The 14,661-nt window shown below is 42.9% G+C and carries 7 protein-coding genes; all 7 read left to right on the forward strand.

All coding sequences use genetic code 11. The annotated features are described in order from the left end of the window. Positions 1-190: 190 nt before the first annotated feature. A complete protein-coding gene (locus tag I2I13_RS14540; RefSeq protein ID WP_195649803.1) occupies positions 191-4,249 on the forward strand; it encodes a two-component regulator propeller domain-containing protein in 4,059 nt (1,352 codons plus the stop codon). Positions 4,250-4,542: 293 nt separating this feature from the next. Then, complete coding sequence (locus I2I13_RS14545) at positions 4,543-6,078, forward strand: sulfatase-like hydrolase/transferase (protein WP_148365477.1); 1,536 nt, start codon at positions 4,543-4,545, stop codon at positions 6,076-6,078. Between the two features lie 159 nt (positions 6,079-6,237). Beyond that, on the forward strand, positions 6,238-9,396 hold the full coding sequence (locus tag I2I13_RS14550; protein ID WP_074558201.1) for a TonB-dependent receptor: 3,159 nt from the start codon (positions 6,238-6,240) through the stop codon (positions 9,394-9,396). A gap of 27 nt (positions 9,397-9,423) precedes the next feature. Then, the gene (locus I2I13_RS14555) at positions 9,424-11,196 is read left to right on the forward strand and encodes a RagB/SusD family nutrient uptake outer membrane protein (protein WP_099147532.1); all 1,773 of its coding nucleotides are present in this window, start codon (positions 9,424-9,426) and stop codon (positions 11,194-11,196) included. Positions 11,197-11,227: 31 nt separating this feature from the next. Next, positions 11,228-12,271 (forward strand): DUF5017 domain-containing protein, encoded by a 1,044-nt coding sequence (locus I2I13_RS14560; protein WP_148365475.1) that lies wholly within the window; start codon positions 11,228-11,230, stop codon positions 12,269-12,271. Positions 12,272-12,415: 144 nt separating this feature from the next. Continuing rightward, a complete protein-coding gene (locus tag I2I13_RS14565; protein ID WP_148365474.1) occupies positions 12,416-13,360 on the forward strand; it encodes a tRNA-dihydrouridine synthase family protein in 945 nt (314 codons plus the stop codon). Between the two features lie 54 nt (positions 13,361-13,414). Then, complete coding sequence (locus tag I2I13_RS14570; RefSeq protein WP_195649804.1) at positions 13,415-14,650, forward strand: DcaP family trimeric outer membrane transporter; 1,236 nt, start codon at positions 13,415-13,417, stop codon at positions 14,648-14,650. Positions 14,651-14,661 lie beyond the last annotated feature (11 nt).

Genomic DNA, 14,661 nt, shown 5'->3' on the forward strand with positions numbered 1-14,661 from the left:
TGAACTGATAAAAACGAAACAGGCACAAACACTATAACAAGAGGTTAGTCAGGTTAGAAACCGGGAGAGTAATTCTGTTAAATAGGATTCTCTCCCGGTACTTTATAGTTACTTTCTTCTAATAAGGTTCACAGAAATCGAATAAAAACAATATATTTGCATAGATGTAAACACCTTAAAAAATAAATTAGTGAGAAAAGTAATTCTTTTATTTCTGCTATTTTTAAGCGTAGCTGGAGTCCGCACACAAGGTCAAAACATCACTTTTAGCCACTTGACCACGGACGACGGACTCTCCCAATTTTCTGTCAATAGCCTTTATATTGATGAACGGGGAATTATATGGATCGGCACGCGTGAAGGACTGAACCGGTATAACGGTAACGATATCAAAAGTTTCAAACTTAATAAAAACGATCCGAACAGCTTGTTCAGCAATACAGTGCTGCGCATCACCGGAAACAAAAACGGAAAGGTATACCTGCTCTGTACGGACGGAGTGGCAGAATTCGATCTGACCACACAAAGATTCAAAACGTTGCTGCAAGGCAATGTGGATGCTATTTATTTCAACGAGAAATTATATATCGGGAAAAGAGAAGAAGTATTTGTATATAATGAAAGTACGGGAAACTTCGATCTCTACTATCATCTTGCCGGAAAAGATATCACCCTCTCCTGCCTCCACCTGGACGAAAAGAAAAATCTGTGGATGGGAACTACCAGTAACGGACTTTACTGTTTATCGGGAGACAAGAAGATTTCCCAGCCTATCACAAGAGGTAATATCGCCAGTATTTACGAAAATTCGTCTAAAGAATTATGGATTTGTACTTGGGAAGAAGGACTCTACCGGATAAAAACAGACGGTACCATTGAGAACTTCCGTCATGATCCAAAAAATCCAAACAGTATTTGTGCCGACTTCGTAAGGAGTTGCTGTGAAGATAATGCAGGAAATCTGTGGATAGGAACCTTTCACGGGTTAAATCGCTATGAAAAGAGCACAGGCAAATTCCAACTTTACACTGCCAACGCGAACAAACCCGACGGTCTCACCCACTCCTCTATCTGGTGCATCGTCAAAGATGAACAAGGAACAATTTGGCTGGGCACTTATTTCGGAGGAGTCAACTATTTCAATCCGGAATATGAAATCTATACCCGCTACAAGACGGGAGATACAGAAAAAGAAGGTTTAAGTAGCCCGATTGTCGGCAGAATGACTGAGGACAAAGACGGAAACTTATGGATCTGTACAGAAGGCGGTGGCGTGAATGTGTACGACCGGAAAAATAATACCTATCGGTGGTATCGCCACGAAGAGGGCAAAAATAGTATTTCCCATAACAACGTCAAAGCAATCTATTACGACCGGACTAATGAAATTATGTGGATAGGTACACACTTGGGAGGATTGAACAAACTCGACCTGCGTACCAACCGTTTCACAGTCTACCGGATGAAAGCGGGAGACCCAACTTCGCTACCTTCGGATATTGTCCGAGACATTGTACCTTATAAGGACAAGCTGGTTGTCGCCACACAAAACGGTGTCTGTCTTTTCAATCCGGCAACAGGTGCTTGCCAACAACTCTTTAAAGAAACCAAAGAAGGAAGAGGCATTGGCATGGTAGCCAGTCTTTGCATCGACAAAGACGGTACATTGTGGATTGCGGCTACCGGGGAGGGTGTTTATTCTTACCGGTTCGACAGCGGTAAACTTACTAATTATCCGCACAATCCCGCTAATCCGAACAGTCTTAGCAACAATAATATCAACAGTATCATGCAGGACAGTAATGGTAATCTGTGGTTCTGCACCTCCGGAAGCGGTCTCGACCGTTACCGTAAGGCAAGTGATGACTTTGAAAACTTCGATGTACAAACAGATGGTTTATCCAGCGACTGCATCTACGAAGTATGCGAATCATCCATACAGAAAGGCGACTTATTGCTGATTACCAATCAAGGGTTCTCACAGTTTGACTATCCAAGCAAGAAATTCTATAATTACGGTACGGAAAACGGATTCCCGCTAACCGCCGTTAATGAAAACGCACTATTTGTGACACATGACGGAGAAGTGTTCCTTGGTGGTATTCAGGGAATGATTTCTTTCTGGGAAAAGAAGCTACACTTCACTCCCAAATCATATAATATCATTCTTTCCCGCCTGCTTGTCAACGGAAAAGAAGTAGTTCCGGGAGATGAAAGCGGCATCCTGGAACAGTCAATCTGTCACACTCCGGAAATCAGTCTGAAAGCGAATCAATCAATGTTTAGCATCGAATATGCCACTTCCAACTTCATCCCTGCCAACAGAGATGAGATTCTCTATCGCCTGGAGGGTTTCTCGGACGAATGGAACCATACTTACCGGAAGCAAACGCTGATTACTTATACAAACCTGAATCCGGGTAAATATACCCTTGTCATCAAATCACAAAAGGAAGGAATAAAAGAGGCCAGACTGCTGATTATCGTACTCCCTTCATGGTATGAGACATGGTGGGCTTACCTGATTTATACCATTGTCACTATCAGCCTGTTATGGTATCTTATTCAGAACTATAATTCGCGCATCAAACTCCGTGAGTCTTTGAAGTACGAGAAGAAGCATATTGAAGACCTTGAAGCATTGAACCAGTCGAAACTCCGTTTCTTCACTAACATCTCACACGAATTCCGCACACCGTTAACGCTGATCGTGGGACAAGTGGAAACTTTGTTGCAGGTGCAGACATTTACGCCTAATATATATAATAAGGTGTTGGGAATCTACAAGAACAGTCTCCAATTACGGGAACTGATTACGGAACTACTTGATTTCCGTAAACAGGAACAGGGTCACATGAAGATCAAAGTAAGCCAGCACAACCTGGTTAACTTCCTGTATGAGAATTATCTGCTCTTCCTCGAATACGCCAGCAGCAAACAAATCAACTTCAAGTTCAACAAACAGAAGGATGACATTGAAGTGTGGTATGACCAAAAACAGATGCAGAAAGTGATAAACAACCTGCTGTCTAATGCAGTAAAGCATACCAAGGCCGAAGATATGATTTCGATTAATGTATCGCAGGAAAAAGACCATGTCATCATTGAAATAAAAGATACCGGTACAGGTATCGCCGCTGCCGAAATTGATAAGATATTCGACCGCTTTTATCAGACCGAACATCTCAACTCGCTGAATACCGGAGCCGGTACAGGCATCGGACTGGCACTGACGAAAGGTATTGTGGAACTTCATCACGGCACAATCCGGGTGGAAAGCGAACCGGGCAAAGGAAGCAGTTTCATCATTACCCTCAAACTAGGCAAGGAACACTTTACAGAAGAGCAAATAGCAAAGGATGATACGGAAACCCTCCAACAGACAGAAACTATTGTTCCTTCAGTAGAAGTAATCCCTGATTCGGAATGGAAAGAAGAAGATAACAAGCGTATCGAAGACGCCAAAATGTTGATAGTGGAAGACAATGAGTCTATCAAGCAGATGTTAGTCGGTATTTTCGAAACATTCTATCAGGTCAGTACGGCTTCCGATGGAGTAGAAGCATTAGAGATGATACAGAAGGATATGCCAAGCATCATTTTAAGTGATGTCGTGATGCCACGTATGTCGGGTACGGAACTTTGCAAACAGATCAAGACGGACTTTAATACCTGCCATATTCCGGTGGTATTATTAACTGCGCGTACTGCCATAGAGCACAATATCGAAGGTTTGAAGATTGGTGCGGATGATTATATCACGAAACCGTTTAATACCAATCTTCTGATTTCCCGCTGCAATAATTTGGTTAACTCCCGCCGACTACTGCAAGAGAAGTTCAGTAAACAACCACAGGCTTTTGCCCAAATGTTGGCTACCAACCCGATGGATAAGGAGATGCTCGACCGTGCGATGGCTATTATCGAACGTCATCTGGACAATACGGATTTCAACGTCAATATCTTCGCTCGCGAAATGGGTATGGCACGTACGAACCTATTCACCAAACTGAAAGCTGTGACAGGTCAGACTCCGAATGATTTCATCCTAAGCATACGTCTCAAAAAGGGTGCTGTCATGTTAAGGAATAACCCGGAGCTGAATATCACGGAGATTTCCGACCGGATCGGGTTCTCCTCCTCCCGCTATTTCAGTAAATGTTTCAAGGAGATTTATCACGTCAGTCCGCTGGCTTACCGTAAAGGAGAAGAGAGCGGAGAAGAAGGAGACGGGGAAGAAACAGATTAGCAGGCAACTGTACAAGCACTCTTGCAAAATAATCTTATATTATTAGGCACGGATCACACGGATTTCACGGATTAAAAAAACGATGAGTATGAAAACAACAGCGTTCATCCGTGTGATCCGTGCCTAAATTTATGATATAAACGGTTTCTTAGTCCGGACATCTTCGCCCGAATAAAAAAGGTAACTTCTTAAGTGTACTATTTTGTACTTCACTTGTACATTCCTACTCATTCTTTTTCTTCCAATCGCTTATCTTTGTGTTCATTACATTATTTCCTAAAACACTCAGCATTATGAAAAACGTTTCGCGTCTACTTCCCCTGTTGTCCGGCATCGTCACGCTGTCAGGATGCAATCAAGCACCCCAAAAGAGCAATGGGCAGAATAACCAAAAGCCTAACATTATTTATATATTTGCAGATGATCTCGGCATTGGTGATTTAAGCTGTTATGGAGCAACGAAAGTGAGTACCCCCAACATCGATCGGCTGGCAGGACAAGGAGTACAATTTACCAATGCTTATGCAACTTCCGCCACCAGCACTCCTTCCCGTTTCGGACTCCTGACCGGTATGTATCCATGGAGACAAGAAAACACAGGGATTGCTCCCGGCAACTCTGAACTCATTATCGATACTACGTGCGTCACCATGGCAGATATGCTGAAAGATGCAGGATACGCAACCGGTGCAGTAGGCAAATGGCATCTGGGACTCGGTCCGAAAGGTGGAACCGACTTTAACAACCGGATTACCCCTAACGCACAAAGCATCGGTTTTGACTACGAATTTATTATTCCGGCTACCGTAGACCGTGTACCTTGTGTATTTGTAGAAAACGGACATGTCGTAGGACTTGACCCCAATGATCCTATCACCGTAAGTTATGACCACAAAGTCGGCGACTGGCCTACGGGAGAAGAGAACCCGGAGCTCGTCACTTTAAAACCCAGTCAGGGACACAATAATACAATTATCAACGGTATTCCCCGTATCGGCTGGATGACCGGAGGAAAATCCGCTCTTTGGAAAGATGAAGACATAGCTGATATCATCACCAACAAGGCTAAGAATTTCATTGCATCCCATCAGGAAGAACCCTTCTTCTTATATATGGGTACGCAAGACGTACATGTACCGCGCATCCCCCACCCACGTTTCGCAGGCAAAAGCGGACTCGGCACTCGTGGCGACGTCATCCTGCAACTGGACTGGACCATCGGTGAAATCATGCACACACTGGATAGCCTCCACATCGCAGACAACACCATCCTTATCTTTACCAGCGACAACGGTCCTGTTATCGACGACGGCTATCAAGACCAAGCTTACGAACTTCTCAACGGACATACTCCGATGGGGATCTACCGTGGCGGGAAATACAGTGCTTACGAAGCGGGTACACGCGTTCCGTTTATTGTCCGTTGGCCTGCCCGGGTGAAGCCGAACAAGCAACAAGCTCTCTTCTCTCAAATAGATGTGTATGCATCGCTCGCCTCACTTCTGGACCAACCTTTACGCAAGGGAGCTGCCCCCGACAGTCAGGAACATCTGAACGTTCTCCTCGGCAAAAATAATACAAACCGTGAGTATGTCGTTCAACAGAATCTCAATAACACACTTGCCATCATAAAAGGCCAATGGAAATACATCGAACCGAGTGACGGCCCCGCCATCGAACATTGGACGAAAATGGAGTTAGGCAACGACAAACAGCCTCAACTTTACGATTTATCCTCCGATCCATCGGAGAAAACGAATGTATCAAAACAACATCCCGACATAGTGAAAGAGTTATCCGAATTACTAGAATCCGTAAAAGAGAAATAGTTTATGAGAACAGAAAAATTGTATGATTTTGCACCAATCTTGAATAATTCTATCCATATTAGAATATTCAATCCGTCTATCTTTGCAAGCGTAGATTCAATAAAATCACTTAATTTTTAATATATGAAAAAACATTTATCCACTCAAACTAGAAAAAGGATGCTCTCCTCCATCGGACTGATCCTGTTTTCTGTTTCTTTTGTACTTGCACAGGTACTTGTTAAAGGTACAGTGAAGGACAACTTAGGAGAAGGAGTGCCGGGAGCCAGTGTTCAGGTACAAGGTACTTCACAAGGAACAATCACTGACCTTGATGGTAAATTTGCTTTTAACGTACCCAATAAGAATTCAATATTGGTTATTTCTTTCATTGGTTATGTCACTGTAGAAATAAAGGCGGACACTCAAAAGCCAATGGTTATCACATTGAAGGAAGATACAAAGACATTGGATGAAGTGGTAGTAGTCGGCTATCAGGAAATACGCAAGAGAGACCTGACGGGTTCTGTTGCCAAAGCCAGCATGGCAGAACTGCTTAGCACTCCGACCGCTTCTTTCGGCGAGACATTGGGCGGACGTATCGCCGGTGTCAACGTAAGTTCGGGCGAAGGTATGCCGGGCGGACAGATGAACATCGTTATCCGTGGTAACAACTCATTGACACAGGACAACTCTCCTCTTTATGTCATTGACGGTTTCCCGGTGGAAGACCCTTCCGTAGCCGCAGCCATCAATCAGAATGATATAGAATCTCTTGATTTTCTGAAAGACGCCTCTGCTACCGCTATCTACGGTGCCCGTGGCGCTAATGGCGTTGTGATGATTACCACCAAGAAAGGTACAATCGGACAACCTAAAATTAAATACGACGGAAGTTTCGGTATTCAGCATATCACTAAAACAATCCCGATGATGGATGCCTATGAGTTCGTCAAACTACAAGCAGAACGTAGTCCAAAAGATATGGAAACTACCTACTTCATGAATTATGACGGCAAGAAATGGGGATTGGAAGATTATAGGAATATCCCGCAATATAACTGGCAGGATGAAATCTTCCGCAGCGCATGGATGCAAAGCCACAATGTCAGCCTGACCGGTGGTTCGGAAGGAGTTCGTTACAACGCTTCTTTATCTTATTATGACCAGGACGGTATCTTGTTGGAATCGAACTACAAGCGTATACAAGGCCGTATGGGTACTACCATTCAAAAGAAGAAACTGAAAATCTATCTGACAACCAACTATTCAAGCACTACAACCACCGGTGGTTCTCCTTCGCAGAACTCATATAGTGGTATGAACAACCTGTTCTATAGCGTATGGGGATATCGCCCCGTGACGGAACCGGACAGACCTTTAAATTCATTGATGGATAACATCATGGACGATGCGATAAACAATACCAACGACTATCGTTTCAATCCTATCATGTCTTTGAAAAACGAATATCGCAAGACGTATGCCAACTATATCCAGTTCAACGGATTTGCAGAATATGAATTTATCAAAGGATTGAAGTTGAAAGTTTCCGGCGGTTACACGTTCGATACCCGCAAAGGGGAAACATTCAACAACTCGAAGACCCGTTATGGTAATCCGAAATCATCCGATAAGGTGAATGCAGAAATCTATCATTCTCAACGTGCAACATGGTTGAACGAAAATATTCTGACCTATCAGACCAATATCAAACGGAAGCATTTCTTCAATAGTATGGTAGGTGTAACCCTGCAAAATTCTGACTATGAATACTATTCATACAAGACAGTGCAAATTCCGAACGAAGCACTCGGGATGGCAGGAATGAGCGAAGGAATTCCCAGTACGACCAAATCACTAAAGAGTTCCTGGTCTATGCTTTCTTTCCTGGGACGTTTGAATTATAACTATAAATCATTGTATTACGCAACAGTTTCTTTCCGTTCCGACGGTTCTTCCAAGTTCCGTGGTGATAACCGTTTCGGTTACTTCCCTTCCGGTTCATTGGCTTGGGGATTCATGGAAGAGGATTTCATGAAACCATTGAAATCTGTTGTTTCTTCCGGTAAATTAAGAGCAAGCTGGGGATTAACCGGTAACAACCGCGTAGGTGAATATGACACATATGCTTTATATCAGATATTAAAAGATAAAGTTGGAGATTTTATTTCGATCGGTAGCCTACCAAGTGGTGTATATCCGTTCGAAAACAGTCTGACAAGTGTAGGTACAGTGCCTACTTCTTTAAGAAACAGAAAACTGAAATGGGAAACGACCGAGCAGTGGAATCTGGGTCTGGACTTGGGCTTCCTGGACGAACGTATCGGACTAACCGTAGACTGGTATCGTAAAACGACTCGTGATTTGTTGCTGAATACTGCACTTCCCACTTCTTCCGGCTATTTCAGTGCCATGAAGAATGTAGGAAAGGTACGCAACCAAGGTGTCGAATTTACCTTGAACACGACCAATATCAGGAACCGCCATTTCTCTTGGACTACCAACTTTAATATCGCATTCAACAAGAACAAAGTATTGGAATTGGCCGAAAACCAATCCTCTCTGTTGAGTGCAGCCAAATTTGACCAGAACTACAACTCACAATACAGCTACATTGCCAAAGTGGGTTATCCGATGGGAATGATGTACGGATTCATCTATGAAGGTACATACAAATATGAAGATTTTGATAAAGTGGGCGATACATATACACTGAAACGTAATGTTCCTTACTTCTCTTCCGAAAGCAATACACAACCGGGTATGCCGAAATACGCAGACTTGAATGGTGACGGCATTATCGACGATAACGACCGTACTATGATTGGTAACGGTATGCCGAAACATACAGGTGGATTTACCAACAATTTCGAATACAAAGGATTCGACTTGAGTATCTTCTTCCAATGGTCGTATGGAAACGATGTATTGAATGCCAACCGCCTGTTCTTCGAGAACAGCAATAAGACACGCGACTTGAACCAATACGCAAGTTACGCAAATCGTTGGACACCGGAAAACCCGGAAAGCAATATTCCGAGAGCTACCGACTCCGGCTCTAACAAAGTGTTCTCTACACGTATTATCGAAGACGGTTCTTTCCTTCGTCTGAAAACCGTATCTTTAGGATATACACTGCCGAAGCAACTGACCAAGAAATGGAAGATAGACAATGCGCGTGTATTCGTTGCAGGTCAGAATCTATGGACATGTACAGGATATTCCGGTTACGATCCGGAAGTATCTATCCGTGAAGGCGCACTGACTCCGGGACTGGACTTCTCCGCTTATCCGAGAGCCTACTCTATCAGTTTTGGTATAAACTTAGGTTTCTAATCAATCATCCTTCAAACAATTATGTATATGAAAACAATAAAAATAATCATCATATCACTTCTTGTCGGACTTAACCTGACTTCCTGCGATTTCCTGGAAAAAGACCCGACGTACACTACCCCTGAAAATTACTTCAAGAATGAAGCGGATGCTGCCTCTTGGCTAACAGGAACCTATGCTATTCTGGGGCAAAGTTCCTTCTACGGAAATGAATTCTTATACCTTGTAGGAGGTGACGATCTGGGACACTATGGAGGGGCTAACCGCGGACCTAACAAAAGTGGCTTGATCTGCAACAATGCCAATACGAGTGATCCGACTGTTGCAGCATTGTGGTATACCTTATACTCCGGTATCAACAGAGCCAATATTTTCCTGGAGAATATTGATGCAGTGCCCGATATAAACGATGATACCCGCAAGCAGTATAAAGCGGAAGCCCGCTTCTTACGCGCATTCTATTATTTCACTTTGGTAGAATGTTGGGGAGATGTACCTTTTAAGACTACTTCTACAGAAGATGCTTACAATCTCTCTATTCCACGTACGGACAAACAGACGATTTATGACTTTATCATCAAAGAGATGTATGGTTCTGCCGAGGATCTTAAATCTGCTCAAGAGTTGAACTATTTGCCGGGACGTGTTTCCAAATCGGCAGCTTGGGGAATGCTGGCACGTGTGTATATGTTCAGAGCCGGTGAGCCTAAACGTGACAAGGAAGTAGGTTTGGCCAACAGTACGACCAGCGCCGAGATTACAGAATATTTCAAGAAGGCAAGTTACTATGCGCAGTTAGTTAAAAACGAAGGCCATTCACTGACTGCCAAATATTGGGATTTCTTTATCGACATTTGTTCTGACAAGTATAACACAGCTCTCAATAAGGATGGTGCCAAAGCTAATGAGAGTATCTGGGAGGTAGAATTTGCTGGTAACCGTTCAACGGATGTACGCGCAGAAGGTAGAATTGGTAATATCATCGGTATTCAGGGAAAAGACCTTTCTTCCAAAGCCTCCATCACCGGTAAAGGTGACCCGGGTTATGCATACGCTTTTATCTGGAATACCCCTAAGCTACTGGAATTGTATGAAGCAAACGGTGACATTGACCGTTGCAACTGGAATATAGCTCCATTCACCTACACCCAATCAGCAGGAGAAGGCACTCCGGTAGACGGTCGTGAATTTGTGAAAGGAAAAAGAGATGAAGTGGAACAACAATATTGGGATCAATCCTTCAGCTATGGCAAAACAGATCCAGGTTCTACTTACGGTGATCGCGAATCGAAGAATGATGCTAATAAGAACCGTAACAGAGCTGCAGCCAAATATCGTAGAGAATACGAAGCAGACAAGAAGAGCAAGAACGATACTTCCATCAACTTTCCTCTTCTCCGCTACTCTGACATTCTGCTGATGATTGCAGAAGCTGAAAATGAAGTCAACCATGGTCCTAATGATCTTGCTTATGAGTGTATCAATGCAGTAAGAGAACGTGCAGGAATCAGCAAGCTTCAAGCAAATCTGGATGAAGAGAACTTCCGCAAAGCTATCAAAGACGAACGCGCTATGGAACTCTGCTTCGAATATACACGACGCTTCGACCTGATCCGTTGGGGAGACTATTACAAACTGATGCAGGAACAAGTGGACAAGGCACAGACTGACGAATCCTGGAAATTCGGAATCAATGTATACACTTACTTCAATATTCCGAAGTCTTACAACTATTTCCCGATTCCTGCCAATGAAATAGGATCGAACGGTGCTATTAAAACGAATAATCCGGGTTGGTAAATCTCTTATTAACTTTAAAAAGAAAAAGGATATGAAGACAATATATAAAAGTTTGATGACTATCGCTTTTGCCGGACTCTGTCTCGCTTCATGCGACAAGGAATTGAAAGAAGAGACAGCAATGGAAGTTGGCGTGGTGACAGACAGCAATGTCAGCTTCGACGGCAAAACTGTGACTGTAAAGAAAGGAAGCCCGGTAACGTTCAGCTTCGATGGTGATCCGGATTTTATAACATTCTTTAGTGGAGAAATTGACCATGAATATAGATTTCGGAACCGGACAGAAATGAAAATAGAGGATATCGAAAAATGTGAAATTAATTTCGATATGATTGCCCAATATGATGCGCCGCCTAAAAACACACCGCAGACTGCATTAGACATTTTCATTTCCGATAAATTTCCGGGAATGGCCAAGAATAATTTCGAAGCAGACAAGCAACTAGTGGAAGGATTTGACTGGACCTATTTAATACCGACAGATGAATTGCCGGTGAAAGTAGAAAATAACGACAAATCATATCCATACATTAAGAACTTGTCGTCTTATCTTGGAAAGCAAATCACCATTGCTTTCCATTACAAAGGCGGTCAGGATGGTGCTGTTAGACAACCTAAATTTTCCTTTAAAAATATACGCATAGAATTGGCTTTTAATAATAATAAATCAGAAACTGTCTATGCAAAAAATCTAGGTTTCACACCACTAAACATTGTAAATAATGAAAGTGACCAGCAATCGGACAAAGTTAAAGACAGAGAGTATGGAGCAGTTGATGGCGGTGTCCCCGGATTCTGGAAAACAAATTTACCGACGGAAATAATTGTATCTAGCTCTGCGGCTGGAGCTACACTAAAAAATAGTTGGCTAATCTCTGAACCACTTTTACTCAACGGTTCCTGCGATCCTGACGCTGGTGTAGCGATTAAGAATATCTCGCAATCGTTGGAGATATACTCACATACCTATGAAGAGACCGGTACATATACCGCTACCTTCGTAGCCAACAATGCAAACTACGTCCATCAAGGTGGTCAAGTAGTACGTGAACTGACTATAAACGTTGTAGAATAAAAATATATCCCCCAATTTTTCTAACCTTCAATCATAGAAAACGTTTATAAAAATCAGACTTTAATCAATTTAACATCAGAAAGAGAGGGACCGCGAGGCTCCTCTCTTTTACTTTTTCTGTATCTTTGCACAAAAATAAAAACAATGCCAAAGACTCTTCCTATTCATTTTGCCCCATTACAAGGTTACACCGAAGTGTTTTACCGTAATGCTCATGCTGCCTGCTTCGGAGGTATAGATACTTATTACACCCCATTTGTACGACTCGAAAAAGGAGGATTCCGCCATAGAGATGTCCGGGGAATCGAACCCGGGAACAATCAAGTACCCCACCTGATTCCCCAACTGATAGCCCCCTCTTTTGAGAAAGCAGAAAAAATCTTATCCCTATTCATTGAAAAGGGATATAAAGAAGTCGATATCAATATGGGATGTCCTTTTCCTATGCTGGCTAAACGTCACAATGGTTCCGGTATTCTTCCTTATCCTGAAGAAGTTCAGGCATTACTTAACCTGATTACAGAATATCCACAAATAAGTTTCTCTATCAAAATGAGGTTGGGTTGGGAAGATTCGGAAGAATGCCTGAAACTGGCTCCGATTATCAATGAGCTACCCTTGCGACAAGTGGCAATGCATCCCCGCTTGGGAAAACAGCAATATAAAGGAGAAGTTGACCTTAAAGCGTTTGAAGCTTTTCAGGGAGTCTGCAAACATCCGCTCATCTATAATGGGGATATCAATGGCGTAGAAGATATTCACCGCATTCAGGAACAGTTTCCCGGATTAGCCGGAATTATGATAGGACGGGGATTGCTTGCCAACCCGGCATTAGCATTGGAATATAGACAAAACCGTGCACTTGAGTCCGATGAAATGAGGGAGAAATTGCAATCTATGCATAAATGCGTATACAGTCAATACGCAGAACAGTTGGAAGGAGGAGACGAGCAGCTTTTGAATAAAATGAAAACTTTCTGGGAATATTTAATGCCGCAAGCAGACAGAAAATCACTGAAAGCAATTCATAAAAGCACAAGCCTCAACAAATATAATCAGGCAATCCTTGCCTTTTTTAATCAACGATAAACTAATAACCAGTAATTTTTCGTAATTTTGCGCCCGTTTATAAACAAGCACATTATGAAAAAATACATTCTAATCTTTCTTTGTCTGATAACCGTATCAGGCAGCTTCGCACAAATGCAGGATTTCAAGTTTAAGTTCTACGGACAGATTCGTACTGACTTCTATTATAATAGTCGTGCTAACGAGGAAACCGTAGATGGATTGTTTTATATGTATCCGAAAGACAAAGTGCGCGATCCGGACGGGAACGATCTGAATTCAACACCCAACAGTAACTTCTATACTTTATACTCACGTCTCGGAGTAGACGTTGCCGGTCCCAAACTGGGAACAGCCAAGACGTCTGCCAAAGTAGAAGTTGACTTCCGCGGCACAGGTACTTCTTATTCAGTCATTCGTCTCCGTCATGCTTATTTGAATCTGGATTGGGGAAAATCAGCTTTATTGCTCGGGCAAAACTGGCATCCGTTATTCGGAGATGTGTCTCCGCAGATTCTTAATCTCTCTGTAGGAGCACCGTTCCAACCCTTCAGCCGTGCGCCACAAATTCGTTATCGCTATACAAACAAGAATTTCCAACTTACCGGAGCCGCAGTGTGGCAATCACAATATACTTCACAAGGACCGGAAGGGAAAACACATAAGTATCTGAAGCAAAGCTGTATTCCCGAATTTTATGTCGGAGCTGATTATAAGAATGACGGTTTACTGGCCGGCGTAGGCATTGAGTTGTTATCATTGAAACCACGTACGGAGTCCACTGTAAATAAAGATACATATAAGGTAGACGAACGCATCACAACTCTTTCATACGAAGCTCATGTGAAATACACCAACAAAGACTGGTTCATCGCTGCGAAGAGTGTATTAGGATCCAATCTGACACAAGCTTCCGGCTTGGGCGGATTCGGGATCAAGTCTGTCAACGAACAAACGGGAGAACAAAAATATACTCCGATACGTTTCTCCAGCTCTTGGTTCAACGTTGTCTACGGAAAAAAATGGAAGCCGGGAATCTTCGTAGGCTATGCCAAGAATCTGGGAACAAGTGATGCACTATATGCTCCCAAAGGAAATGATGCAAAACTTTATGGAACAGGAACAGACCTTAACCAATTAGTTACGGCAGGAGCAGAACTGACCTACAATGTCCCCCACTGGAAATTCGGGTTGGAATATACATTAAGTTCTGCATGGTATGGTTCGCTTAATACGTCCAATGGGAAAATTCAAGATACCCATGCCGTATGTAACAACCGTATTGTTGCCGTTGCCATGTTTATGTTCTAACCTCTCTATAC

The sequence above is a fragment of the Bacteroides sp. D55t1_190419_B8 genome (genome assembly GCF_015558905.1).
GTDB lineage: Bacteria > Bacteroidota > Bacteroidia > Bacteroidales > Bacteroidaceae > Bacteroides > Bacteroides vicugnae.

Excerpts from the sequence above, each read along its gene's own strand:
- I2I13_RS14550 (WP_074558201.1), top strand. The coding sequence starts at position 6,238 with ATGCTCTCCTCCATCGGACTGATCCTGTTTTCTGTTTCTTTTGTACTT.
- I2I13_RS14545 (WP_148365477.1), top strand. The coding sequence starts at position 4,543 with ATGAAAAACGTTTCGCGTCTACTTCCCCTGTTGTCCGGCATCGTCACG.
- I2I13_RS14565 (WP_148365474.1), top strand. The coding sequence starts at position 12,416 with ATGCCAAAGACTCTTCCTATTCATTTTGCCCCATTACAAGGTTACACC.
- I2I13_RS14555 (WP_099147532.1), top strand. The coding sequence starts at position 9,424 with ATGAAAACAATAAAAATAATCATCATATCACTTCTTGTCGGACTTAAC.
- I2I13_RS14560 (WP_148365475.1), top strand. The coding sequence starts at position 11,228 with ATGAAGACAATATATAAAAGTTTGATGACTATCGCTTTTGCCGGACTC.
- I2I13_RS14570 (WP_195649804.1), top strand. The coding sequence starts at position 13,415 with ATGAAAAAATACATTCTAATCTTTCTTTGTCTGATAACCGTATCAGGC.